A 26,072-nucleotide genomic window follows, 5' to 3' on the forward strand; every position below is an offset into this window, starting at 1 on the left:
TAGCATCGTCCTCCCAATTTTTTATCAAGGTCTATATGAGCACCTTCGCGGAGCCCCCCAGTCTTCGGCTTTTCCGGCCATCCTTCCCTCGTCCTTGTGACGTTTCCCTCGTGAGTACCCGCTAATGGAATGGCTAGCCGACCCCACGGCCTGGCTAGGCCTGTTGACGCTTATCGTCCTCGAGCTGGTGCTGGGTATCGACAACCTGGTGTTCATCGCCATCCTCGCCGACAAGTTGCCGCCGCATCAGCGCGACCGCGCGCGGGTCATTGGCCTGAGCCTGGCGCTCATCATGCGTCTGGGCCTGTTGGCCAGCATTTCGTGGATGGTCACCCTGACCGCACCGCTGTTCGAAGTGTTCGACAAGAGCTTCTCTGGCCGTGACCTGATCATGCTGTTCGGTGGTGTGTTCCTGCTGTTCAAGGCCACCATGGAGCTACACGAACGTCTGGAAGGTCACGTGACCCAGGCCAGTGGCACGCTGCGCCATGCCGCGTTCTGGCCGATCGTTGCCCAGATCGTGGTACTGGACGCGGTATTCTCGCTGGATGCCGTGATTACGGCGGTGGGCATGGTCGATGAACTGTCCGTGATGATGATCGCGGTGATCTTCTCGATCGGTATCATGATCGTTGCCAGCAAGCCGCTGACCCGCTTCGTCAACGCCCACCCCACGGTGATCATGCTGTGCCTGGGCTTCCTGATGATGATCGGTTTCAGCCTCACCGCAGAAGGTCTGGGCTTCCATATCCCGAAAGGCTACCTGTACGCGGCCATCGGCTTCTCGATCCTGATCGAGATGTTCAACCAACTGGCCCGTGCCCGCCGCAAGCGCAGCTTGCAACAGCATCGGCCGTTGCGCGAACGGACTGCCCATGCCGTGCTGCGCCTGCTGGGCGGCCGCCGGGTCGAGGCTGACGAGGTAGGCGAGGAAATTGCCGACCTGGTCGAGGGCGGCGGGGAACACGTGCTGTTCGACCGTCGTGAGCGGGTCATGATCAGCGGCGTGCTGAACCTGGCCGAGCGGCCGATTCGTACGGTGATGACTGCCCGTACCGAGGTTGATGTGATCGACCTGGCGCAACCGGCCGATGCCATTGCCCAGGCCCTGGCCAATTCGCCGTACTCGCGCCTGCCACTCATCCGTGATGGTCGCGTGGACGAGCCCTTGGGCTTTGTGCACAAGAAGGAACTGCTGAAAGAACTGCTCTCGGGCAACCAGCCCGACCTGGAAAACATGGCCCGGGCGCCATTGAACCTGCTGGAGAGCTTCAGCATCCTCAATGCCCTGGAGCAAATGCGCGGTCAGTCGACCCACATTGCCTTCGTTGTCAACGAGTTCGGTGACTTCACCGGGCTGTTGACCATGACCGACATCCTTGAGTCGATTGCCGGCGAGCTGCCGGATGCCAGTGAAGTCGAAGGCCCGGGCATCGTTCAAGAGGGGGAAGGCTTTGTGGTCAGCGGCGCGCTGAACCTCAGCCAGGTGCAGGCGCGTACTGGCTTCAGTGCCCGTGCTACCGAGGATTACCAGACCCTTGCGGGCCTGGTGATGAGCTTGCTCGACCGCCTGCCGATGGTCGGTGACCGGCTGGCCTGGAATGGCTGGACGCTGACCGTGGAGGCGGTTGAAGAGCGACGGGTACGCCAGGTTCGGCTTACACCGAACGGCGACGCTGACGTAGCAGGTGCTTGAAGCCCTCAAGCACCAGCACCAGTACCGCGGCCCAGATTGGCAGGTAGGTCAGCCACTGATCCGGGCCGATGGTTTCGCCCAGCAGCAACGCCACGCCTACCAGCAGCACGGGCTCGACGTAGCTGAGCAGGCCGAACAGGCTGAATGGCAGCATGCGGCTGGCCAGCACGTAGGCAATCAGCGCTGAAGCGCTGATCGCACCAAGGATCGGGATCAGCACATAGAGCCCGGGGTGTGCTTGCAGATCGGCGCTGGAAAGTGGGCTCTGGATCACGAAGTAAAGCGCCCACGGCAGCAGCAGGCACATGTCGCACCACAGGCCGCCCAGGTGGTCGGTGCGGCAGCGTCGGCGCAGCACGAAGTAGATCGGGTAGCCCACCGTTACCAGCAGGGTTTCCCAGGCAAAACTGCCATTTTGGTACAGCTCGTGGCCCACGCCCAGCGCGGCGCAGGCCACGGCTACCGTCTGCAGGCGAGACAGGCGCTCGCCATATACCAGCCGCCCGGTCAGGACCATGGCCAGTGGCAGCAGGAAGTAACCCATTGACACTTCCAGGCTGCGCCCATGCAGGGGCGCCCAGAGAAACAGCCACAGCTGCACCCCCATCAACCAGGAAGTGCCGACCATGCCGAGCAACAGCACCGGCGTACGTTTTACCCGGCCCATCAGTTCGCCCACCCGCTTCCAGTCTTTCGAGACAAGCATGAACAGGGTGAGGCAGGGCAGTGTCAGCAGGGTACGCCAGCCAAAGATTTCTTCGCCATCAAGTGGCTTGAGCAGGGAGGTATAGAAGTACATCACAGCGAACAAACAGGACGCCATGACCGATGAAACAATGCCTTTTGACACGAATGCCTCGAATAAGGGAATTGAGCGGGTTGATCAGCCGCGCATGATCTCAGGGGGCGCGCCTTGCGGCAACTGCGTTGCGCCCGGGCGAGTGGCCAGGGCTTCGAGGAACTGGGCGGCCGGCATGGGCCTGGCGAACAGGTAACCCTGCTGGAAGTCCACCCCGTGCGCGGCCAGGTAGTCGCGCTGCAGGTCGGTTTCCACTCCCTCGGCAACGATGCCCAGGTCCAGCTTGCCCGACAGCTCGATGATGGTCTCGAGTATGTGCACTGACAGCGCATCGGCGCCGATCATGGCAACGAAGCTCTGGTCGATCTTCAGGTAGTCGACCTTGAATTGCCGCAGGTAGTTGAGGCTCGACTGGCCGGTGCCGAAGTCGTCGAGGGCGATCATCACGCCCATGGCATGCAGCTTTTCGAATAGCTCAAGGGTGACCGGCGTGGGCTCGATCAGCTTGCGCTCTGTCAGTTCCAGGGTCAGCACCACCCGGCCGGGCGGAAAGTGCTGCAGGAACGTGCGGCAGTCATCCAGCAGGCTGAGGTCGCGGCAGTGGTCAGCGGTGATGTTGACACCAATATGGAAGCCGTCTTCCAGCAGCCCGGCATAGGGCGCCAGGCTTTGCGCGGTATGTGTCAGCAGCGCGCGGGTCATGGCGACAATCTGCCCGCTGTGTTCGGCATAGGGGATGAACAGGTCGGGGCGAACCAGGCCTTCTCGTGGGTGGTGCCAGCGCATCAGCACTTCCGCGCCGGCCCAGCGGTAATCGCCCTTGCGCACCACCGGCTGAAAATACGGCAGGAATTCATCGGCCTGCAGGGCACGCTCCAGTTCGGCACGCGGTGAGGTGGCGCGGCGAATCTGCCAGCGGCACACCAACGCCGCCAGGGCACCCAGTACCAGGAGCAGACTGAGCAGGCCAGGGTAGTGGCTACGTAACAGTTGCCCCTGCTTGTCGGCACTGTAGCCGCCCTGCACACTGAAAGGGTAGCGCGTCGAGCCTATCAGCACGTTGGCACTGGGGGCGGCAGGGGATAGGCCTTTGTGGACCACACCGTCCTTGCCCATCCAGGCGTCGCCCACGCGGATTTGCAGTTCTTCATCGGGGCCGATCAGGCGCAGTGCTGTCAGCAGGTGGTCGCCATCCACCGTGGTGATTGCACCGTGGTCGCCGTCGCTGGCACGGTAGACCAGCAGCGGGTGGCCCGGCGTAACCGAGTTGCCGTCCATCAGCCATAACTTGCCGTCGACGTAATCGCCAGGATTGACCGGTTCTTCGAACTCGCCGAACAGGGAGGTGCAATAAAGGTTGTTGTGCCTGAACAGGTTGGTCGAGCGCACGAAGGCGTTGCGGGTAACCTGGGCCCGTAGCATAAGCTTGGCCTGCTCGCATGGGCTGTCAGTCAGTGGAAGCAGCGAATTGGCGGCACGGGACAGGTCGTCGAGAATGTGTTCGACGTGCTCCAGTGCCTGGCGGGTGGTGGCCTGGCTGCTGGCCTGCATTTCACGCTCGACCTGCCAGTTCATCACGGCCAGGCCGCACATGACCGGCAGCACGCCGACGACCCAAGGCAAGAGCGAGCGCCAGCTGAGTGCGGCGCGGCGTTTGACGGTAAGGGGCATGCTGACCTGACTATCATGAAGTAAAACGAGAGGATAGCCGTTTGTCGGCGCGTACGAGCAACTAAAAACGCGACAAACCATTTTACGCACTGTAGAATCGATTTACGAATACAACAATAAGGTCCTTCACTTCCGAAGGATCAAGCCCGCCGAGAATGGGTCCATATGACATACCATGGGTTCAAGCTGATCATAGGTGATTACCTCGCCCGTAGCGTGCGGGGCATTCCGTGCTCACCGCCGTTCCTGTTCCACATCCCACGCAATCAATAATTTTCGCTGCAGATGAGAACACGAACATGGCTGATATCTTCGAAAATCCAATGGGCCTGATGGGCTTCGAATTCATCGAACTGGCTTCGCCGACCCCAGGCGTACTTGAGCCTGTATTCCAGATACTGGGCTTCACCAAAGTGGCCACCCACCGTTCCAAGGATGTGCACCTGTATCGCCAGGGTGACATCAACCTGATCCTGAACAATGAACCCAAAAGCATTGCCTCGTACTTCGCCGCTGAACACGGCCCGTCGGTGTGCGGCATGGCCTTCCGCGTGCGCAATGCCCATGAGGCTTATGCCCGCGCCCTGGAACTGGGCGCCCAGCCGGTAGAAATCGAAACCGGCCCGATGGAACTGCGCCTGCCGGCGATCAAGGGTATCGGCGGGGCACCGCTCTACCTGATCGACCGCTTCGAGGAAGGCAGCTCGATCTACGACATCGACTTCAACTTCATCGAAGGCGTGGATCGCAACCCGGTAGGGGCCGGCCTGAAAATCATCGATCACCTCACCCATAACGTTTATCGCGGGCGTATGGCCTACTGGGCCGGTTTCTACGAGAAGCTGTTCAACTTCCGTGAAATCCGCTACTTCGATATCAAGGGCGAATACACCGGCCTGACCTCCAAGGCCATGACTGCTCCTGATGGCATGATCCGCATCCCGCTCAACGAAGAGTCGTCCAAGGGCGCGGGGCAGATCGAAGAATTCCTGATGCAGTTCAACGGTGAAGGTATCCAGCACGTGGCCTTCCTGACCGATGACCTGCTCAAGACCTGGGATGCCCTGAAGGGGTTGGGCATGCGCTTCATGACCCCGCCACCGCAAACCTACTACGAAATGCTCGAAGAGCGCCTGCCTGGCCATGGTGAGCCGGTCGACCAACTGCAAGCGCGTGGCATCCTGCTCGATGGTGCCTCGCAACCCGAAGACAAGCGCCTGCTGCTGCAGATTTTCTCGGAAACCCTGCTTGGCCCGGTCTTCTTCGAGTTCATCCAGCGTAAAGGCGACGATGGCTTTGGTGAAGGCAACTTCAAGGCACTGTTCGAATCCATCGAGCGTGACCAGGTACGCCGTGGCGTGCTGAGCACAGACTGACCGCCCCTGGAGTACCGTCGTCGTCATGCTCGTTCGGCGGCGGTACCCCGCCTGTTGGCACGCGCCCTGAACAGGGCCAGGTAGACGATCGAGCCGGTCACGATCCCCACCAGCATCAGTGAGGGCGCTATCTGTAGCACCGACTGGCGGATTTCATGAGCGGTGAAACCCTCTGGGTAGCCACCTTTGACCGTATACCCATACCTGGCCGACATTGCGCTCGTAAAAAATTCGGCCTGTGAAGGGCGTTCAAGGTCACGGCTGTCACCATTGCTCCATATGTAGCGGTCGCCAAATTCGACCAGCAGTATCAGCCCATCCTGAAAGCCATCCAGTTCGTTGCGGATCTGCGTGGCATAGGCTGTCACGATTACGCCATTGTTTCTGCCCTTCTGGTGAAAGTCTACCAGCAGCTTCTGGCGCGTATCAGGAGGGCCGTAGGACAGTGCGACCCGCTGGCCGGACAACGCGAACGATGAATAATGCTCCAACGAACCTGAAACTGTGCTGCAGTAAGGTTGCTTGTCTTTCAGCAAGGTCAGTGACCTGACGATGGAGCGATGGGCAACCTGGTCCTGCAAGGTACTTTTGACGTTGTCGCAAGGTTGACCTGCAAATGGCAGGGTGCGCAGGGCCGTCTCGTGCATTCTGTCCAGTGCATTGTCGACGCTGAACACCGCCTCCTGAACGGAGATGTTCGCGTTTTCTGCAAGTTTTGCTTCCAGCTGGAAAGCCATCACCAGCAAACCGGAAACCACAGGCACCAGCGCCACTGCGATGAGCAGCAGCAGCTCCACCATGCTGCGCCCTGCGTGCATGATTTTCGACATAGGCTAACAGTTCTCCGCTCTGAAACTGTTCGTGGTGAACAGCTGAGCCCTGAGCCTATGTATTTACTGATCAGGCTGCTGTAGTCCGGCTGCAGTTGAAGTGGTAGGAAATCGAGCGCCTCGGTGTAGCTAACTGCCATTGAGCTTTTTGAGCACTGCATCGGCCAGCAAGGCAGTGGAGGCGGGGTTCTGTCCGGTAATCAGCCGGTCATCGTCGACCACGTAAGGCTTCCACGGCTCATCATGCTTACTGTACTCACCGCCGCGAGCCCCAAGTTCGTTCTCCGTCAAGAAAGGCACTACGTCGTCCAGTTCGACCAGTTTCTCCTCTATATTGGAAAAGCCGGTCACCTTGCGGCCTTTGAGAAGCAGGCAGTTGTTACTCAGCTTGATGTTCAGCAGGCCGACAACGCCGTGACAGACTGCCGCAACAATGCCATTTTTTTCGTAGACCTTGCGCGCCAGTTCCTGCAGAGGTTGGTTTTCGGCGAAGTCGTACATCACCCCATGCCCTCCGGTGTAGTAGATGGCACTGTATTCGTCGGCCTTCACCTGCCCTGGGGCCAAAGTATTGCCCAGGCGCGTCATGAAGCGCTTGTCGTCGTACCATTGCCAGTCCAGGTCAGGGGCCATCTGCAGGCTGTGCGGGTCCACGGGAACGTAACCGCCCTGTGGGCTGACATAGTCGACCGTGTAGCCGGCCTTTTCGACTTTATCGACAAAGTGAACGGCTTCACCCAGCCACAACCCGGTCGCCCGTTTGAGGGTTGGATACTTCGCTGTATTGGTCAGCACCACCAGAATTTTCTTGCTCATGACCCTGCTCCCGTCGGCAACCTGAATGGGCCGGTGCTCCCTGGCCCGAGGGAAAACCTAAATAGCATAGCTGCCACCTGCAAGTACGCCATGGTGTGCGCGATATGCTGTGCTAACTTGAACCCATCCACCGGCGAGCGTGCCAGACTTGGCGGCGCTATGGTCAACCTTGAGCATTGCTGGAGTCACGATATTGGTCGCTAACGGTAAACCACGCGAGCCTGCGTCGCAGGTCATCCTGCAGTCGCCTGTTTTGCCATCAATCGAGCCGATGGGGGAGTGGATTGCCCAGTTCGACTGGTGGCGTACCTCGCTTGGGCCATTGTCGCGCTGGCCTGCCTCGTTGCGCATTGCTGTGGACATGATGCACTTGTCACCCTTCCCGTGTGCGGTGGTGTGGGGGGCAGACCTGTGTGTGGTGCATAACGATGGCTACCGAGCGTTGCGGGCATTACCGGATGCGCTGGGCATGGCGTTCGATACCCTGTGGAGTGATATCTGGCCAGCAGTGGGGCCCTGGGTGTTCAAGGCACTGGAAGGCCACTCGAATTTTGTCGAGGACCCTCCACTGCGCATCGTCCGCAGTGAGGGCGCCGAACCGCTATGGTGCGCATTCGGTTATGCACCCCTGCACGATGAGCTCGGTAACGTGGCGGGGTTTCTGCATACGGTGATCGAGACCACGGCCAGCGTCGAGGCACACCGCCATTGGCGTGATCAGGTGCAGAGCTTTGAACGCCAGGTCGAGCGCCATGTGGCCGAGCGAGAGCAGTTCTGGTTGCTGTCGCGCGAAGCGATGATGATGCTTAGCCCTGAATTGAGACTGCATGCTGCCAACCCGGCCTGGTACCGCATTCTGGGGTGGACACAAGAGCAGGTGCAGGCGATGTCGGTAATGGAACTGGTGCATCCGACAGAGCGTGCCGAAGTGCGACTGGCAGTGTCCGCGCTGCTGCAATGCAGCCACGCGGAGCAGTTGGAGATCCGTCTGCGACACCACGATGGCCACTACCACTGGTTTCGCTGGAGTGCGCGGTTTGACGGCAGCCTGCTGACTGCGGTTGGCCGGGACATCACCGCAGACCGTGAAGAGGCGGCGCGTCAGGCAGAGGCGCTGATGCGCAACAGCGAGCGCATGGAGGTGGTTGGTCAGTTGGCTGGCGGCATGGGTCATGAAATGAACAACTTGCTGTCCGGTATCGGTGGCAGCCTCGAACTGCTGCAACGGCGCCTGCAGGAGGGGCGGCTGGAGCGGGTGGGGGCCTACGTGGACGTTGCGCGCGACTCGGTGCAGCGGGCCATGGACCTGACCCATCGGTTGATTGCGTTTTCTCGCCATCAACCATTGGCCCCTCGGCCACTGGACTTCAATCGGCAGTTGCGGTTGAGCGAGCCCTTGTTGCTGCGGGCCTTGGGGGCAGAGATGCGTTTGCACTGGCAGCTGGACGTTGCGCCTTGGACAGTGAGCCTGGACGTGCCCCAGTTAGAGAATGCCTTGATCAACTTGTGTGCCAATGCGCGTGAAGCGTGCCTGGAACAGGGCAATGTCACCATCAGCAGCGTCAACGAACGGCTCACAGCCTTTTTCCCGGATGAAGGTGGCTTGCCGCCAGGCGACTATGTGGCCGTGCATGTCGAGGACGATGGCCATGGCATGTCAGCGGTGGATATCGCCAGGGCTTTTGAACCGTTCTATACCACCAAGTCGCTCGGGCACGGGGCCGGGCTTGGTCTGTCGATGGTGTATGGCTTCGTCCGTCAGTCGGGCGGGTATGCCTGGATCGAGTCGGTACCGGAACAGGGCACCAAGGTGTCCATGCTTTTCCCGAGGAGCCATGAGCCGGTTCCCGATGAGCCCGAACCGGTGCCGCTTTCGCAACGCATGGCACGGGGCGAGCGCCTTCTGCTGGTGGATGATGAGCTTGATCTGCGCGCAGTCATGCGCGAGTACCTGACTGAGCGTGGTTTTGACGTCACGGATGTAGGCGATGCCAATAGCGCACTGGAGCGCTTTCGCCATGGCGGCCCTTTCGATCTGGTCATCACCGATATCGGTTTGCCGGGTGGGTTCAGTGGTCGGCAAGTGGCCAAGGCCATGCGCATGCAGCTTGCACAGCAGAAAATTCTATTCATCACCGGTTATGCGGATCAGTCCATTGAAGCGCAATTGCTCGATCAGCCGGGCACGGCATTGCTGAACAAGCCGTTCTCGCTGGCGCATCTTGCCGATGAGGCGCTACGCATGCTTGACGCGTAAGGCGCTTCAAGGCTTGCCTAGAATCTGTGTCACTCGAGCCTGCAACTGCTGCAACTCGAACGGCTTGCAGATCAGGTGCATGTCAGCGTCCAGGAAGCCTTCGCGGGCCATGGCCGTTTCCGCGTAGCCGGTGATGAACAGCACCGGCAATCGTGGGCGCAGCCTGCGGGCAATTTCCGCCAGTTGCCGGCCATTCATGCCGGGCAAGCCCACATCGGTGATCAGCAAATCCACCGGTTGTGCCGAGCGCAGCACCTTCAGGCCCTCGTTGGCGTCGGCTGCGCTTTGGCAGGGGAAGCCGTTTTCGCGCAGCGCCTGGCAAAGCAGTTGGCGCACATGGGGATCGTCCTCGACGATCAGCACGTGTCGGCTGCAGCCGTCTTGCCTGGGCGCCACAGGCTCGCTGGATGGCAGGGTCTGGTCGACATGGCGTGGCAAATACAGCTCCACCTGGGTTCCCTGGCCAATCTCGCTGCGGAGGGTGATATGCCCATGGGATTGCTTGCTGAACCCGTACACCATCGACAACCCCAGGCCAATGCCCTGGCCGGTCGCCTTGGTGCTGAAGAACGGTTCGAAGGCGTGCTCCAGCGTGCTTTGCGCCATGCCCTGGCCGCTGTCGATGATCTGCAGGCGCACATAATCGCCCGTACGCAGCGCGCTGCCGGCGAACTGCTCGGTGGCGATGTGATGATTGTTCGCTTCGATGCGTAGCAGGCCACCGTTGGGCATGGCCTCGCTGGCATTGAGCAGGAGGTTGTCGAGGGCTTCTTGCAACTGCTGGTCATCCGCCTCCACGTGCCACAGGTCTTTGGCCGCATGCACTTGCAGGGTTATCGACGGGCTCAGGCAAGCCTTCAGGCGCTCTGCGTCGAGCAAGGGATGCAGGTCTATACGTTGGCTGTGTAGCGATTGGCGGGAAGAGAAGGCAAGCAGGCGGTGAGTCAGGCGGGCGGCGCGTGAAACGGCCTCGCGGCCCATGCCCAGAACGCCGTCCAGGCCGTCGTCGCGGCCTTGCCGCAGGCGCCGCTGGATGAGTTCGAAGCTGCCGCTGATGCTGGTGAGCAGGTTGTTGAAGTCATGGGCGACGCCGCCGGCCAGTTGGCCGATGGCCTCCATCTTGCGTGCCTGGCAGCGGGCGAATTCACTGCGGTCCTGCTCCTGGCCCGGCGTTGAAGGCCGGCTGTCCAGGCGCTGCTGCATGCCATAGAGCTGGTCACGTGTAACGTACTGTCGACGCCGGTTGCGCAGCGCGGACCGGGTCATGTGCAGCAACTGGGCATTCTCGTAGGGCGCAACCAGCCATAGAAGATTGCCCACAGGATGATGACTCACGCCAGCGGCCGACCAGGCGCCCTGGGTCAGCAGCACAATGGGCAAATCCGACCAACTCGGTTGCTGGTCAATGAATGCCTGCAGCAAGGCGCTTGGGCCTTGGCTGAACATCTGCTCGGCAATGATCGCCAAGCCTGCACCCTCGGCCAGACGCGCCTGCAGGTTTGCCAGGTCGACCGCGCAGAGGCTGTTGATGCCGGCGGAGGTAAGCAGACGTGAGGTGTCCGCCGCCAGTTGTGGCGGTGCGAGGATCAAGGCACGTTCATCCAGCGCCAACGAACTGGCCAAAACGACTCTCCTTTAGGGTGGCCTGATACCCACTGGACCCTGGCACAGCCTCAGGGTTCAACTGAATCCAGGTACTGCCTACAGGCCCTGTTGCAGTGCAGGGTCGTCCGGGTTCTGGCGCTCCAGTTCGGCTAGCGATACTTGCACGTTCTGCAACTGTCCGGACTCTTTCCAGTACTGAATCAGCAGCACCCGTGCCCGGCGATTGGCTGGCTGCCGATTGAGGATGGTTTCCAGTTGCTTCTGGGCAGCGTCGAGCTGGTCAAGCTGATGCAGGGTGACCGCCAGTGTATAGCGGTAGTCGGCGTTGTCCGGGTCCAGTTCCACCGCGCGGGACAGGGCCAGCAAGGCATACTCGCGCTGTTCGTGGCGCTTCAGCCAAAGCCCTAGTTCATACTGCAGAAAGGCCGAGTCGGGGCTCAGCGCCAGGGCTTTGCCCAATACCTGGCGGGAGGCGTCGTGGTGGCCCTGGCGCTCAAGCAGACGTACCTGAGTCGCCAGTGCATCGAGGTTGGCAGGTGCAACCTCGAGCGCACGTTGCAGGGCCGCAGCGGCCTGCGTGTAGTCGTTTTCGTGCAGGTACAGGCGCGCCAGGTGCACCTGGGCGTCGGCATCTTCGGGTTGTTGCTCGAGGGCCTTTTGGTATTGCTCCAGGGCTGACTGCAGCGGGCCGAAATAGAGGCCGATGGCGTCGGGATCGAGGCCCAGCAGGGCATCCACGGCGGCAAAACGCACGCTTTGCTCACTGTCGTCCAGCAGCGGGCCGAGTACCAGGCTGCGCTGTGCCGGCGGTAACAGGCGGCGAATACTGGCAATGGCCGCTCGACGCACCAGCGGCTCGGCGTGTTCCAGGTCCTGGCGGGCCAGTTTCAATGCCTGCGGTGAAGGGTAGTTGGGCAACTCGGCGTAGAGCGCCGCACGGCGGATGGCGGGCAGGTCGTTGCGCTGCAGTTGCTGGTACAGCACCCGTGCGGCGCCGGGCTGGCCGTCGTGAGCCTGGCGCAGCGCTTTGGCGTAGCTGTGTGCTGGCAAGTTCGGCGGGGTTGGCGGGGCGTCGCGCCACAGGTAGCCGAACAGGGCCGATACCAGAATCGACAACAGCAGGGCGATCAGGTAGCGGTTGCGTCTGGGCATCGGACGATCCGTGGCGGCGGGAAGGGCAGAGCTTGGGCCAGCCGGGGGGTAAATGCAACCGAACCGGGCACGCCGCTGGCCAGGCACCAGGCCTACGGTGGCATTCCAGGCACTGCGTATTGGGGTGAATACGATGGCAAACATAAAAAAGCCCCGCGGGCCATGGCCTGCGGGGCAAACGGTTGGGGGAGGAGCCAACCAAAGGAGTCGTTGAAATGCGGTGTGTCAGTGTGCGCTGGCCAAGGTCTGCGGTTGCCAGCCGCCACCCAGGGCCTTGTAGATCGAGACGATGCCGCGGTACAGCTCGACTTCACCTTGGGCTTGTGCATCCTCAGCACTTAGCCGCTCACGCTCGGCATCGAGCAGTACCAGGTAGTCCACGGTACCCTCGCGATATCGAATCGAGGCCAGTTCTGCAGCCTTGCGGCTGGCGTCGCTCTGGCGCATCAGCGACAGCAGACGCTGCTGGGTCTTGTCGTAATCGCTGAAGGCGTTGGCCGACTCTTCCAGCGCCAGCAGCACCTGCTGTTCGTAGTTGGCCAGTGCCCCTTCGGCATCGGCCTTGGCGCCGCGCAGGCGGGCCCGCACGCTGCCCAGGTCGAAGGCTGCCCAGGTAATGCTCGGGCCCAGCGCCCAGGCGTTGGCCGCCGAAGAGCCGATCTGCGAGCCGCGGGCGGCGGTAAAGCCGAGGAAGCCACTGAGGCTGACACGGGGGAACAGGTCGGCGGTGGCCACGCCAACGTTGGCGGTGGCGGCCGCCAGTTGGCGTTCGGCGCTGCGGATGTCCGGGCGGCGGCGCAGCAACTCACCTGGGTCACCTACCGGCAGCGCCTTGGCGATGGCCGGCAGCGCCTTGGGCGACAGGTCTACGCTGAGCGCGTCAGGGCCCTGGCCTAGCAGGGTGGCGATGCGATGCCGCGCCCGTGCCTGTTCGGCTTGCAGTTGCGGCACGGTGGCTTCGACCCCGGCCAGGCGCGCATCGGCACGCACCACGTCAAGGTCATTGCCCACGCCCGCATCGCGCAGGGTTTCGGTAATGGTGCGTGATTCCTGCTGAGTCTTCAGGTTGGCCAGGGCGATCTTCTCGCGCAACTGGGCGCCGCGCAGTTGCCCGTAGGCATCGACCAGTTCGGCGATCAGGCTGACCTGCAACTGCTGCAGGTCGGCGGCGGCCACCGCTTCCTGGGCTTCGCTGGCTTCGATCTGGCGCTGGATGCGGCCGAACAGGTCAAGTTCCCAGGCCATGTCCAGGCCCAGGTCGTAGCGCTCGCTGTTCACCCGCTGCGTGGTCTGGCCGGGGATCTGGCCTTTGCCAAGATCGCTGCTGGCACGGCTGGTGACCACCGGGAACGGGTCGTTTTCGGCGTCTTCGCGGATCGAACGGGCCGATTTCAGGCGGGCGAAGGCCACGCGCAAGTCACGGTTGCCGTCCAGCGAAGCCTGCACCAGCTGGTTCAGCACCGGGTCGTCGAACTGCTTCCACCACAGGCTCTCGAAGCGGCTACGGTCGTAGGCCTTGGCCTGCACATCGCTGCCCAGTTGTGCAGGTTCGGTGGCTGGCGCCTGGTAGTCAGGGCCTACCGCACAGGCCGCCAGGGCCAGTGCCAGCAGGCTTGGGGTCAAGGGTTTGAGCAGGTTCATGCGTGGTTCTCCAGCACTTGAGCGTGTTCAGCCTTGCGGGCCTGGCGACGCTCGACGAAACGGCGGATCAGGAAGAAGAACACCGGGGTCAGGAACAGGCCGAACACGGTGACGCCGATCATCCCCGAGAACACCGCCACACCCATGGCATGGCGCATTTCCGATCCTGCACCGGAGCTGAACACCAGGGGCACCACGCCCATGATGAAGGCGATCGAGGTCATCAGGATCGGCCGCAGACGCAGGCGGCAGGCTTCCAGCACCGCAGCCAGCGGGTCGAGGCCCTTGGCCTGTTCATCCTTGGCGAATTCGACGATCAGGATCGCGTTCTTGCACGCCAGGCCCACCAGTACGATCAGGCCGATCTGGGTGAAGATGTTGTTGTCGCCACCCGATACGATCACACCGGTGATGGCCGACAGCAGGGTCATTGGCACGATCAGGATCACCGCCAGCGGCAGGCTCCAGCTTTCGTACTGGGCAGCCAGCACCAGAAACGCCAGCAGCACGCACAGCGGGAACACCAGCAGTGCGGTATTGCCCGAGAGGATCTGCTGATAGGTCAGGTCGGTCCACTCGAAGGTCATGCCGTTGGGCAGTTCCTCTTTCAGCAGTTTCTCGATCGCAGCTTCCGCCTGACCAGAGCTGTAGCCCGGTGCGGCGGCACCGTTGATCTCGGCAGTGATGAAGCCGTTGTAGTGCATGACCCGGTCCGGCCCCGAGGTATCGCTGACCTTGAGGAAGGTCGCCAGCGGGATCATCTCGCCAAGGTTGTTGCGCACCTTCAGTTGGCCGATCTGCTCGGCATCAAGGCGGAACTGCTGCTCAGCCTGGACGTTGACCTGATAGGTACGGCCGAAGCGGTTGAAGTCGTTGGTGTACAACGAGCCCAGGTAGACCTGCAGGGTGTCGAAGATGTCGGTGATCGCCACCCCGTGGGTCTTGGCCTTTTCCCGGTCGATGGCGGCATCGACTTGTGGCACGTTGACCTGGTAGCTGGTGAACAGGCCGGCCAGCTCTGGCACGTTGTGGCTCTTGGCGATGATGTTCTGGGTTTCCTTGTACAGCGCTTCGTAACCCAGATTGCCACGGTCTTCGATTTGCAGACGGAAGCCGCCAATCGTGCCCAGGCCCTGTACCGGCGGCGGTGGGAAGATTGCGATGTAGGCGTCCTGGATGTCGGCGAACTGGGCATTCAGCGCGGCTGCGATGGCTGCCGCCGACTGGCTCGGGTCCTTGCGCTCATCGAATGACTTGAGCGGGGTGAACACGATGCCGCTGTTCGGGCTGTTGGTGAAGCCGTTGATCGACAGGCCCGGGAAGGCCACCGAGTCGGCCACGCCAGGCTGCTTGAGGGCGATTTCGCTCATGCGCTTGATCACCGCTTCGGTACGGTCGAGGCTGGCCGCGTCCGGCAGTTGGGCGAAGGCCACCAGGTACTGCTTGTCCTGGGCCGGCACGAAACCGGTCGGGGTGGACGAGAAGCCCAGGTAGGTCAGGCCCATCAGGCCGGCATACACGAACAGGGCGATGCCACTGGAGCGGATGACCCGGCGCACGCCACCGACGTAGCGGTTGGACGCACGGTCGAAGAATCGGTTGAACGGAGAGAACAGCCAGCTGCCCAGCAGTTTGTCGAGGAACCGCGAGAAACGGTCCTTGGGGGCGTGGTGCTCCTTGAGCAGCACCGCGGCCAAGGCTGGCGACAGGGTCAGCGAATTGAACGCCGAAATGACGGTCGAAATGGCGATGGTCAGGGCGAACTGCTTGTAGAACTGCCCGGTCAGGCCGGAAATGAACGCTGCAGGTACGAACACCGCGCACAGCACCAGGGCGGTGGCGATGATCGGCCCGGTCACTTCGCTCATGGCCTTTTGCGTGGCTTCCAGCGGTTTCAGGCCCAGCCCGATGTTACGTTCGACGTTCTCCACCACGACGATGGCATCGTCAACCACGATACCGATGGCGAGCACCAGCCCGAACAACGACAGCGCGTTGAGTGAAAAGCCGAACAGGTGCATGACCGCGAAGGTACCGATCAGCGAGACCGGCACAGCCAGCAGCGGGATGATCGAGGCGCGCCAGGTCTGCAGGAACAGGATCACCACCAGCACCACCAGCACCAGGGCTTCGAACAGGGTGTGCACCACCGCTTCGATGGAGCCGCGCACGAAGATGGTCGGGTCATAGACGATGCTGTAGTCCATCCCTTCAGGGAAGTCCTTTTTCAGCTCGGCCATTTTCGCCCGCACCTCGTCGGAGATCTCGATGGCGTTGGAGCCTGGGCGCTGGAAGATCGGGATGGCCACCGCCGGCTGGTTGTTCAGCAGCGAGCGCAGGGCGTACTGGCTGGAGCCGAGTTCGACCCGGGCGATGTCCTTCAGGCGGGTGATCTCGCCATCGGCCCCGGCGCGGATGATGATGTTCTCGAACTCTTCCTCGTTGACCAGACGGCCCTGGGTATTGATCGACAGCTGGAAGCTGGTCGACCCTGGGGCAGGCGGTGCGCCCAGCTGGCCGGCAGCCACCTGGCGGTTCTGCTCGCGGATTGCGGCGACCACATCACTGGCTGTCAGGTTGCGCGAAGCGGTCTTGTTCGGGTCCAGCCATACGCGCAGCGAGTAGTCGCCCATGCCGAACAGTTGTACGTCGCCGACGCCGCCCAGGCGCGCCAGCTCGTCCTTGATGTTGAGGATGGCGTAGTTGGACAGATAGAGCATGTCGTAGCGGTTGTCCGGCGAGGTCAGGTGCACGACCATGGTCAGGTCAGGCGAGGCCTTGTCGACGGTGATACCGATACGGGTCACTTCCTCGGGCAGCTTGGGCTGGGTACGGGTGACGCGGTTCTGTACCTGCACCTGGGCGTTGTCCAGGTCGGTACCCAGGGCGAAGGTGATGGTCAGCGTCAGCTTGCCATCGGCAGTGGACTGGGAGGACATGTACAGCATGTTCTCCACACCGGTAATGGCCTGTTCCAGCGGCGCGGCGACGGTTTCGCCGATGACCTTGGGGTTGGCGCCGGGGAAGTTGGCGCGCACCACAACGGTGGGCGGCACCACTTCGGGGTATTCGCTGATCGGCAACTGGAACAGCGAGATAGAACCCGCAATCAGCAGCAACAGCGACAGCACCGCGGCGAAGATTGGCCGGGTAATGAAGAATTTCGAGAAGTTCATCGGTAGGGGTCCCTTAACCGCGTGGCGCCTGGGCGCCGGCGACTTTCACGTGATTGCCCGCCATTTTCGGCGCCGGGTTGCTGGCCTCCAGGGCCTGACGCTGCCGTGCGAGGGCGGCGAGGGTTTGCTCGCTGGCCATCGGTGTTTCCTCCGGGGTTACCGGCGAACCAGGGCGCACGCGCTGCAGGCCCTTCACCACGATGCGTTCGCCCTTGTCCAGGCCGCTGCGTACGATGCGCAAGCCTTCAAGTTTCGGCCCCAGTTCCACGGTGCGGTAGGTGGCTTTGTTGTCCTTGCCCATGACCAGCACAAACTTCTTGCCAAGGTCAGTACCCACGGCTTCGTCGTTGATCAGCATGGCGTCGTACTGGGCGCTGCCGACCAGTTTCAGACGCGCATACAAGCCTGGTGTGAACTCGCCGTCGCTGTTGTCGAATACTGCGCGACCGCGGATGGTGCCCGTGCGCGGGTTGACCTGGTTGTCGACGAAGTTCATGTGGCCCAGGTGCGGGGTGCCGCTTTCGTTGGTCAGCCCCAGGTATACCGGGGTGCTCTGGCCACGCTGGCCTTCACGGGCCAGCTGGGTGTACTTGAGGTACACGCGCTCGTCGGCGTCGAAGTAGGCGTAGACCTTGTCGGTGGACACCACGCTGGTCAGCGGGGTGACATCGGCGGTGACGATGTTGCCGGCGGTGAACTCGGCGCGGCTGACACGGCCGCTGATGGGCGCAGTGACGCGGGTGAAGCTGAGGTTCAGGCGCGCCAGATCGAGCTGGGCCTGGATTGCATCGACCCCGGCACGGGCCTCGGCAGCGGCACTGCTGCGCGATTCGGCCAGCTCGGCGGAGATGGCGTTGCTGTCACGCAGGCGCTCGCCACGGCGGGCTTCGTTGGCGCTGCGGATGGCGGTGGCCTTGGCCTGTTGCAACTGGGCTTCGAGGCGGCGGACTTCTGCCTGGAACGGGCGCGGGTCGATCTGGAACAGCAGGTCGCCTTTCTTGACCTGGGCACCTTCAGTGAAAGCCACCCGGTCGATCTGGCCGGAGACCCGCGGGCGCACTTCGACGGTTTCCGGGGCTTCGAGGCGGCCGGTGAACTCGTCCCATTCGGTGATCGGTTGCTCGATCACCTTGGCCACACTTACCTTCGGCGCGGCGGGAGCCTGCACGGCGTCGGGGGTTCGACCGCAAGCGCTGATCACCACCACTGCCAGGGCAGCGAGGGGGAAGCGCAAGGGTTTGAGTGATTGTTCCATGGAGAACTCCGCCAATGTATTAGTAGTGGGCGGAGTGTGAGTGTGTTGCGCGTGAGGTACGAATCGAACAGGGCGAAGGTTACTATCACGCCGAATGATAAGTGGGGATCAGTTATCGATGGCGGCCATGGTTGGGCACAGCGCACTGCCTGTGCAGGCACCCCGTTACGCGAGAGCCTGGGCCTGGCCATTCAGTGAATGCTTGAGGCCAGTTCGAAGATCGGCATGTACATGAGGATCACGATCAGGCCGATCAGCAGGCCGATGAAGGTCATCAGCAGCGGCTCGAACAGTTTGACGAACCACTCCACCCAGCGGCCGATTTCCTGGTCATGGAAGTCGGCGCAGCGCTCCAGCATCTCGCCCAGGTTGCCAGACTGCTCGCCAGCCCGCAGCAGGCGCAGTGATACCGGCGTCACCAGGTGCCCGGCCGCCAGTGCATCCGAGAGGGGCAGCCCTTCGCCCACCCGCAGGCTGGCCTGCTCCAGGCCCTGCGCTGCTGCGTTGCCGAGCAGGCCACGGGCCATCCCCATGGCGGTAAGGATGGGAATTCCGCCTTGCAGCAGGATACCCAGCGAGCGATAGAAACGCGCCAACTCGTACATCATCAGGCGCTGATGCAATGCTGGCAGACGCCGCAGTTGGCAGGAGGCCCAGTGTCGTACACGCGGGTGCCGGCGCAGCAGCCAAAGTGTCGCCACCCCGACGACGGTGCCCAGCGCCAGCGGCAATTGCTGGGCATGCAGAAACAGGCCGACCTGCATCAGCACCCGTGACAGCCAGGGTAGCTCGGTGCCCATGCCCTCGAACACCTGGCTGAAACGCGGTACCACATAGCCGAGCAGGAACAGCACCACACCACCCCCCACCAGCAACAGCAGCAACGGGTAGACTGAGGCACCCACCAGCTTCTGGCGGACCAGGTCCAGGCGCTGGCGATAGCTGATATAGCGGGTGAGGGCGTCGCCCAGAGCACCGGTGCGTTCACTGGACTGCACCAGCGCCACATACAACGGCGGGAATACCCTCGGTTGCTGGCCCAGAGCCTGGGACAGCGAGCGGCCCTCGTACAGCTGGCGTACCAACTCGGCGAGCACCTTGCGCGCTGTCGCTGCCGGGCTCTTCTCTGCCAGGCTTTCCAGTGCGTCGATCAGCGGCAGGCCGGCATTGAGCAAGGTTGACAGTTCCTGGCTGAACAGCACCAGGTCGAACGCCGCTTCACGGCGCCAGGCCATGCCGCGCAAGGCGCCGCCGCTGCTGCGCAGGCTGAGTACACGCAGGCCTTGGTCTTCGGCCTGGCGGCGGGCGTGGTCGGCGTCCTCGGCGTCGATCTGCAACTGCACCACGCCCTGCCTACCCAGGGCCTTGAGGCTGTAGCGCATGGCCGCTCTCCTTACTGCCAACTGGTGATTTCGGCGTTTTCCCCATCACCACCCGGCTGGCCGTCCTTGCCCATCGACAGCAGGTCGTACTCACCGCCGTTCTCGCCAGGTTGCCGGTAGATGTAAGGGCGGCCCCACGGGTCTTGTGGCACGGCCTTCTGCAGGTACGGGCCGGTCCAGCGAGCCTCGCCACTGGGGGCGACCACCAACGCCTGCAAGCCTTGTTCGCTGTTGGGGTAGTGGCCGACCTCCAGGCGGTACAAGTCCAGGGCCTTGCTCAGCCCCTCGATCTGCGCCCGCGCAACCTTGGCCTCGGAGCGGCCGAGCTGACTGAAGTACTTGGGCGCGACGATGCCGGCCAGCAGGCCGAGTACCACCAGTACCACCAGGAGTTCAAGCAGAGTGAAGCCACGTTGCGGGTTGGTTCTGCGCTGCATGGTGAAGCCCTCCACTGCTATGGGGACACGCGTTGACATGCACCATGCAACAGCCGTGCACGTCTGCCCCGGGGCCTTGCGCCATGGGGCACAGGAAGCGGCACAGTGCTTGCGTCGTGGTGACTGTCCTCGGGTTTTCCGGGGCATTTCCCCCACTTCGGGGCCACGACGAAGAGGCGACCGGCATGCGTGGACTCATCCTCGGTTTGATCTGGCTGGCGGCAGGTGTTGCCCACGCCGATGTGTACATCTCAATCGATGCCAAGGGGGGCTACGTGCTGAGCAATGTCCATAGACCAGGGCGCCACTATGAGAGGGTGATCAACGAGCCGCTGGCCCAGGGTGGGCCGGTCAAGGCGCAAATGATCACTGGCCGCCCTTACGCCGAGGTAGTCGCCACGGCTGCGCGCATCCACAATGTGCCGCCGGCGCTGCTGCACGCGGTGATCAAGGCCGAGTCTGGCTACAACCCCAAAGCCCGTTCGCGGGCGGGGGCAGTGGGGTTGATGCAACTGATGCCGGACACCGCCCGCGAGATGGGGGTGCAAGACCGGCTGGACCCTGAAGACAATGTGCACGGAGGGGCGCGCTACCTCAAGCAGATGCTCACCCTGTTCGACAACGACATCACCTTGGCCGTGGCGGCCTACAATGCCGGCCCGGATGCTGTATTGCGGCGCGGTGCCGTGCCGCCGTTTGCCGAGACCCGGCGTTATGTGCCCACGGTGCTGCGCGAGTATCGCAAGTTGCAAGGGTTGAATGACGACTCGCCTTTGTAACAACTGGCTTGCAGCTCACGCATTCCCACAGGGGTCACACCATCCTCAGGCTGTATCGGGCAGGTGAAGTGGGGAGGGAATAAATACCCTTCGGCAGATGCCATCAATTTAATACTATGGTTTCCCCAAGTCTGGGCTATAACCTTCTAAAGGTGCCCAGCTGAGGTGTCCGTTATGGACGTCGCCCCTCGTTCCGACACTATTGACGTGCCTGCCGGTAGCGAGTTGGCCGCCCCGCGCAGGCCATTCAACCTTCTGCGCTGGTATGCCTGGGTCAGTCTAGCCATCATTCTCTCGGTGGCTGCCGGGCTGGGGCTGATTTCCAGCCGCTTCATCATCGACGAGAGCGTCGAGCGTGACGCGTTACTCACCGCACAGTTCATCACCTCCATCGCCGATGCCGAAGTGCGCCATGTGTCGATCCCCAATGTGCGTACCATGGGCGAACTGCTCGATCCGCGCACCGACCGCAATAACTTGCCCGACGTCGACCCGGATGCCCGGCGCAAGGCCCGCGGCGAGTTTCTTGACCATATCGCTCACCTGCCCGATATGCTGCTGGCCAATATTTATGCCTTGGACCGCACTGTGATCTGGTCCAGCAACCCGGCACTGATCGGCCAGTTGATCGAAGGCGATGAAGACCTGAATCGGGCTTTCGAGTACAAGATGCGCGTTTCGGCCAGCTACCACAGTTTCGAACATGCCCGCTCCGAGCAGAAGTTCATCACCCCGCCCAAGCAGCTATTGATCGAGAACTACATTCCGCTGTTCGATGCCGATGGCGAGCAGGTCACAGCGATGGTCGAGATCTATAAAGAACCCCATGACCTGATCGCACGCATCGAGCATGGCCTGATCCTGATCTGGTTGGCCATCACCGTCGGCGCTGCACTGGTCTATGTCGGCCTTTACGGCATCATGCACCGCGCCGCCCGGCTGCTGGCGGTGCAGCAGAAGCGGCTGATCAACAGCGAAACCTACGTGGCACTGGGTGAGGTGTCGTCGGCGGTGGCCCATAGCCTGCGCAACCCGCTGGCCAGTATCCGCTCAAGTGCCGAACTGGCACAGGCGTTCGACGAAGGCCCGGCGCAACGCCAGGTCAACGATATCATCAGCCAGGTCGACCGGATGTCGCAGTGGATCCGCCAGATGCTGCAGTCACTGCGCCCGCTGAACGACGAGGCATTGGCGGTGGACTTGCCGCAGGCGTTGCAGGAAAGCCTGCAGACCTACGCTGTGCCGCTGGCGCGCGGTGGAGTAAGCCTGGACTTGCAACCGTTACCGAGCGTGCAGGTGTTGGGGCACCCGGTATTGCTGCGCCAGGTATTCAGTAGCCTGATCGCCAATGCCCTGGAGGCGATGGAGCAGGGCGGGCGGTTGCGTATCGAAGTGGTGCGTCATAACCGACGCAGCCTGACCTTGCGCCTGTCCGACAATGGCAAGGGCATGAACGACGCGCAGCAGCGCATGGCCTTCCGGCCATTCTTCACCACCAAACAGGGTGGGCTGGGGGTGGGGCTGGTGCTGGTGAAACGCATCATGGAACGCTTCGGCGGTGCGGTTCGGCTCAGCAGCAGCGAGGGCCATGGCACGAGGGTCTCGTTAAGTTTTCGACTGGCTTGAACTCGTCAAACGACATTACTTAAGTGTTGTAAGATATTGATATTAAAGAAATTAACTTTTTGTGGGTGAAAATGCCCCAGTTGTGGGGGATATCCTTCTGATTGGGATTAATAAGTGCTTGTAACCTACTAAAAAATAACAGTTTTAATTTTTCAGATTCTGCTGGCTAAGTTTTTGCAGTGAAATGTGTGAAGCGCAATACGCTACAAATGGCAGCTGCGACTGCCCGGGTGGATTGCTACCCAGTGGCTACTGCCATTGGCCTTGATGCAGTTCTGAACGTACGCCCAGCGCGGGAACCACGCGATGCAGATGCTGGAAAACGAAGCGCCCGACAAGGTCAGTGCGACCGCCAGCGGACGGGTCTTACCTTTGCGTGAATTCAACTTGCTGCGCTGGTTCTCGGTTATCAGCCTGTTGATCATTACCTCGGTGGCAGGTGGGCTGGGGTACGTTTCGACGCGCTTCGTGGTGCGCGACAGTGTAGAGCGCGATGCCATGCTCACCGCGCAGTTCATTCAGGCAATGGCCCAGGCCGAAGTGCGTCATTCGCAATTACCGCCTGGCACCACCATGGGCGAGTTGCTGGACCCGCGACTGGACCTGCAGTACCGGCAGTTCACCCCGGCCTTGGCCGAGTCGACCCGGGTCGAGTTCCTCGATCATGTCGAGCACCTGCCGGACACCTTGCTGGCCAACGTTTATGCCCGCGACCGCACCATTGTCTGGTCCACCAACGCAGAGCTGATTGGCAAGCGGATAGAAGTTGATGGTGATCTTGAGCGCGCCTTCCGCTCGCGCAAGGCGGTGTCGGCCAGCTATCACAAGGTTGCGGATGATCGCGAAGAGCAGAAGTTCCAGCGCGAACCACGCTACCTGTTTATCGAGAACTACATCCCGCTGTTCGATAGCCAGGGTGAGCAGGTACTGGCCATGGTGGAAATCTACAAGGAACCGCAGGATCTGATCCGGCGCATCCAGCGCGGCTATTTGCTGATCTGGGCCTCGACCCTGGTAGGTGGCGCGTTAATTTACTTCGGGCTGTTCTGGATCGTGCGCCGTGCGGCGCACATGCTGCACCTGCAGCAGGAGCGGCTGGTGGCAAGCGAAACCTATGTGGCGCTGGGTGAGATGTCTTCGGCAGTGGCTCACAGCATGCGCAACCCGCTGGCCAATATCCTCTCCAGCGCCGAACTTGCCCAGGAAACCGCCAACCCTGCTGCGCAGAAGAACATCACTGACATCATCAGCCAGGTCGACCGCATGTCGCGTTGGGTGCGCGACCTGCTGGTGTCGTTGCGTCCGTCCAGTGAAGAACCCGAGGCCGTGGACCTGGTGGCGGCCATCGAAGACACCCACCTGGCCTTCGCCCAGCAGATCGAACGCAACGGCGTGCGCTTCCATTTCGAAGGGCCTGACGTGCAGTGGGTGGTCAGCCAGCCGCTGCAGCTCACGCAGATTCTCAACAGCCTGTTTTCCAATGCCTTGGAGGCCATGCCCGCTGGCGGGATGCTCAATGCCCAGGTCAATGTGCAAGAAGGCCTGCGCGCCGAGTTCGTGCTGACCGACACGGGCAAAGGCATGAGCCAACAGCAGGAACGGATGGTGTTCAAGCCGTTCTTCACGACCAAACAGGGTGGCCTTGGCGTGGGGCTGGCCCTGGTCAAGCGCATCATGGAACGTTTTGGCGGCTCGGTCAGCCTGAGCAGCCGCGAAGAGGAAGGAACCCGCGTCAGCCTTACATTCAATATTGCAGCGGGAGGGGAACATGGAGCACAGCATCCTGGTCGTCGAGGATGATGAAATCCTTGCCGACAACATTCGCACTTACCTCAGCCTCAAGGGCTACGATGTCATCGTGTGCCACAGCGCGGAACTGGCGCTGGAGCAGATCAAGCGGGCGCAACCTGACGCGGTGCTGACCGACAACTCGCTGCCAGGCATGAGCGGGCATGACCTGCTGCGTACCCTGGTGGCCCAGGCACCGGACCTGAAGGTGATCATGATGACCGGCTACGGCAATGTCGAAGATGCCGTGCAGGCGATGAAGGAGGGCGCCTTTCATTACCTGACCAAACCGGTGGTACTGGCCGAGCTCAAGCTGACCCTGGACAAGGCCCTGGCAACCGAGCGTATGGAGCGCACGCTGTCGTTCTACCAGGAGCGCGAGGCGCAGAAGTCCGGGTTGCAGGCATTGATCGGCGAGTCGCCGGTGATGCTCACCCTCAAGCACACCCTGCGCCAGGTGCTCGATGCCGAGCGGCGCATGGCCAGTGACGACCTGCCACCGGTGCTGATCGAAGGCGAGACCGGTACTGGCAAGGAGCTGGTGGCCCGTGCCCTGCATTTTGATGGTTCGCGCAGCAAAGGGCCGTTCATCGAGTTCAATTGCGCTTCGATCCCTGCCAACCTGCTTGAGGCCGAACTGTTTGGTCATGAGAAGGGCGCTTTCACCGATGCCAAGGAGCGCCGGGTGGGGCTGGTGGAGGCTGCCGATGGCGGCACCTTGTTCCTTGACGAGATCGGCGAAATGGACCTGGTGCTACAGGCCAAGTTGCTCAAGTTGCTGGAAGACCGCAGCATCCGCCGGATTGGTGCTGTGAAGGAACGCAAGGTCGATCTGCGGGTGATCAGCGCCACCAACTGTAACCTGGAACAAATGGTGCAGCAGGGCAAATTCCGCCGTGACCTGTTCTTCCGCCTGCGCATTATCGCCCTGAAGGTGCCGCGCCTGTATTCCCGTGGGCAGGACATACTGCTATTGGCGCGGCATTTCCTTGCCCACCATAGCCGCCGTTATGGCAAGCCGAACCTGCGCTTTTCGGCCGAGGCCGAAAGCCTGATGCTCGGTTATAGCTGGCCTGGCAATGTACGAGAATTGCGCAACATGCTGGAGCAGACCGTGTTGCTGGCGCCGAACGAGGTCGTGCAGGCGCATCAGTTGAACCTGTGCATGACCTTGGTTGACGAGCCGTTGGCGCAACAGCCGATGGCGGCCATGTTCGAAATGCCGCGGCACGAGCCAGAGCCGGGTACAAGTCTGCCTGACATGGAGCGTGACCTTGTCTGCAAGACCCTGGACCGTACCGACTGGAACGTGACCAAGTCGGCACGGATGCTTGGGTTGTCGCGGGATATGCTGCGTTACCGGATCGAGAAGCTGGGACTGACCCGGCCTGACAAACGTCAGTGGTAGTACAGGCAGGGTCGTCAGGGGTTGCCTGTGCCCGTGCTGCCTTCTCCTTGCCGTCCGGTACCTTCCGACCTGCTGCCATCCATCCCCGGCAGATTGCGGTTGTCATTCTGCATGGCTGGCGGGCTTTGTGGTTCGTTGCCCTGTATGCGCGGGTCGGTATCCCGCGGCAAGGGCTTCTCGATCGGGTTGAGGGTGCTGTCCACGCCTGGCTGTGGCGCTGTATTGTGCGGGTCGTCGGGGTAGGTCGGGCCTGTGCCGATAGCAAAAGCCAGCGGCGAGGCGAGCAGGGCAATCGACAGGATGATTGAGCGGGGCATGGCAGGCTCCTTTGCTATACGGGTAGGGCTCATACATCCCTTTGGCCTTACCCGAAACGTG

19 protein-coding genes are annotated in these 26,072 nt (G+C 61.9%); 7 read left to right on the forward strand and 12 right to left on the reverse strand.

The annotated features are described in order from the left end of the window. The first annotated feature begins 124 nt into the window (after nt 1–124). Nucleotides 125–1,696 (forward strand): TerC family protein, encoded by a 1,572-nt coding sequence (locus tag J3A98_RS09530; protein WP_209965587.1) that lies wholly within the window; start codon nt 125–127, stop codon nt 1,694–1,696. On the opposite strand, the gene rarD is transcribed toward J3A98_RS09530, so the two are convergent. Both rarD and J3A98_RS09540 read right to left on the reverse strand, forming a co-directional pair. Beyond that, nucleotides 1,659–2,546 (reverse strand): EamA family transporter RarD, encoded by an 888-nt coding sequence (rarD, locus tag J3A98_RS09535; protein ID WP_176683400.1) that lies wholly within the window; start codon nt 2,544–2,546, stop codon nt 1,659–1,661. The two genes, J3A98_RS09530 and rarD, sit on opposite strands and share 38 nt — an antisense overlap. Nucleotides 2,547–2,579: 33 nt before the next feature. Further along, nucleotides 2,580–4,166 (reverse strand): EAL domain-containing protein, encoded by a 1,587-nt coding sequence (locus J3A98_RS09540; protein WP_209965589.1) that lies wholly within the window; start codon nt 4,164–4,166, stop codon nt 2,580–2,582. A gap of 299 nt (nt 4,167–4,465) precedes the next feature. Here J3A98_RS09540 and hppD point away from each other — a divergent pair, with 299 nt between their 5' ends. Further along, entirely contained in the window at nt 4,466–5,542 is a 1,077-nt protein-coding gene (gene hppD, locus J3A98_RS09545) for a 4-hydroxyphenylpyruvate dioxygenase (protein ID WP_028697182.1), read from the forward strand. A gap of 23 nt (nt 5,543–5,565) precedes the next feature. Here the strand turns inward: hppD and J3A98_RS09550 are convergent, their stop codons facing one another. Together J3A98_RS09550 and J3A98_RS09555 are read right to left on the reverse strand one after the other, a co-directional pair. Continuing rightward, nucleotides 5,566–6,372, reverse strand: a complete 807-nt coding sequence (locus J3A98_RS09550; RefSeq protein WP_209965591.1) for a CSS-motif domain-containing protein — start codon at nt 6,370–6,372, stop codon at nt 5,566–5,568. Between the two features lie 129 nt (nt 6,373–6,501). Beyond that, complete coding sequence (locus J3A98_RS09555; RefSeq protein WP_176683403.1) at nt 6,502–7,188, reverse strand: type 1 glutamine amidotransferase domain-containing protein; 687 nt, start codon at nt 7,186–7,188, stop codon at nt 6,502–6,504. 193 nt (nt 7,189–7,381) lie between these two features. Here J3A98_RS09555 and J3A98_RS09560 point away from each other — a divergent pair, with 193 nt between their 5' ends. Further along, nucleotides 7,382–9,445, forward strand: coding sequence for an ATP-binding protein (locus tag J3A98_RS09560; protein WP_209965593.1), 2,064 nt, complete (start codon nt 7,382–7,384; stop codon nt 9,443–9,445). A 6-nt stretch (nt 9,446–9,451) separates the two neighbouring features. Here J3A98_RS09560 and J3A98_RS09565 read toward each other — a convergent pair whose 3' ends face one another. The 7 genes from J3A98_RS09565 to gspG form a co-directional block, all read right to left on the reverse strand. Further along, the gene (locus J3A98_RS09565) at nt 9,452–11,068 is read right to left on the reverse strand and encodes a response regulator (protein ID WP_209965596.1); all 1,617 of its coding nucleotides are present in this window, start codon (nt 11,066–11,068) and stop codon (nt 9,452–9,454) included. Between the two features lie 78 nt (nt 11,069–11,146). Further along, nucleotides 11,147–12,202: a HEAT repeat domain-containing protein gene (locus tag J3A98_RS09570; RefSeq protein WP_176683406.1), complete on the reverse strand. Its 1,056-nt coding sequence runs from the start codon at nt 12,200–12,202 to the stop codon at nt 11,147–11,149. Nucleotides 12,203–12,427: 225 nt separating this feature from the next. Beyond that, entirely contained in the window at nt 12,428–13,843 is a 1,416-nt protein-coding gene (locus J3A98_RS09575) for a TolC family protein (RefSeq protein ID WP_176683407.1), read from the reverse strand. Next, the gene (locus J3A98_RS09580; RefSeq protein WP_209965598.1) at nt 13,840–17,019 is read right to left on the reverse strand and encodes an efflux RND transporter permease subunit; all 3,180 of its coding nucleotides are present in this window, start codon (nt 17,017–17,019) and stop codon (nt 13,840–13,842) included. Before J3A98_RS09580 ends, J3A98_RS09575 begins: the two co-directional genes overlap by 4 nt. Nucleotides 17,020–17,032: 13 nt before the next feature. Beyond that, entirely contained in the window at nt 17,033–18,274 is a 1,242-nt protein-coding gene (mexE, locus tag J3A98_RS09585; RefSeq protein WP_209965600.1) for a multidrug efflux RND transporter periplasmic adaptor subunit MexE, read from the reverse strand. A gap of 191 nt (nt 18,275–18,465) precedes the next feature. Then, nucleotides 18,466–19,656 carry a type II secretion system F family protein gene (locus tag J3A98_RS09590; protein WP_176683410.1) on the reverse strand — a complete coding sequence of 397 codons (1,191 nt, stop codon included), beginning with the start codon at nt 19,654–19,656 and terminating at the stop codon, nt 18,466–18,468. A gap of 11 nt (nt 19,657–19,667) precedes the next feature. Next, nucleotides 19,668–20,093, reverse strand: a complete 426-nt coding sequence (gene gspG, locus J3A98_RS09595; RefSeq protein WP_003253843.1) for a type II secretion system major pseudopilin GspG — start codon at nt 20,091–20,093, stop codon at nt 19,668–19,670. Between the two features lie 185 nt (nt 20,094–20,278). Between gspG and J3A98_RS09600 the strand changes: the two genes are divergently transcribed. From J3A98_RS09600 to J3A98_RS09615, 4 genes are all read left to right on the forward strand, one after another. Continuing rightward, nucleotides 20,279–20,872 (forward strand): lytic transglycosylase domain-containing protein, encoded by a 594-nt coding sequence (locus tag J3A98_RS09600; protein WP_176683411.1) that lies wholly within the window; start codon nt 20,279–20,281, stop codon nt 20,870–20,872. Between the two features lie 174 nt (nt 20,873–21,046). Continuing rightward, nucleotides 21,047–22,498: a HAMP domain-containing sensor histidine kinase gene (locus J3A98_RS09605; protein ID WP_176683412.1), complete on the forward strand. Its 1,452-nt coding sequence runs from the start codon at nt 21,047–21,049 to the stop codon at nt 22,496–22,498. 306 nt (nt 22,499–22,804) lie between these two features. Next, nucleotides 22,805–24,298, forward strand: a complete 1,494-nt coding sequence (locus J3A98_RS09610) for a HAMP domain-containing sensor histidine kinase (RefSeq protein WP_209965602.1) — start codon at nt 22,805–22,807, stop codon at nt 24,296–24,298. Beyond that, nucleotides 24,267–25,694 (forward strand): sigma-54 dependent transcriptional regulator, encoded by a 1,428-nt coding sequence (locus J3A98_RS09615; protein WP_176683414.1) that lies wholly within the window; start codon nt 24,267–24,269, stop codon nt 25,692–25,694. The genes J3A98_RS09610 and J3A98_RS09615 overlap by 32 nt, the downstream gene beginning before the upstream one ends. 14 nt (nt 25,695–25,708) lie before the next feature. Here the strand turns inward: J3A98_RS09615 and J3A98_RS09620 are convergent, their stop codons facing one another. Continuing rightward, the gene (locus J3A98_RS09620) at nt 25,709–26,011 is read right to left on the reverse strand and encodes a hypothetical protein (RefSeq protein WP_209965605.1); all 303 of its coding nucleotides are present in this window, start codon (nt 26,009–26,011) and stop codon (nt 25,709–25,711) included. Nucleotides 26,012–26,072: the final 61 nt, after the last annotated feature.

The sequence above is a fragment of the Pseudomonas sp. BP6 genome, from assembly GCF_017875935.1.
GTDB classification, from domain to species: domain Bacteria; phylum Pseudomonadota; class Gammaproteobacteria; order Pseudomonadales; family Pseudomonadaceae; genus Aquipseudomonas; species Aquipseudomonas putida_Y.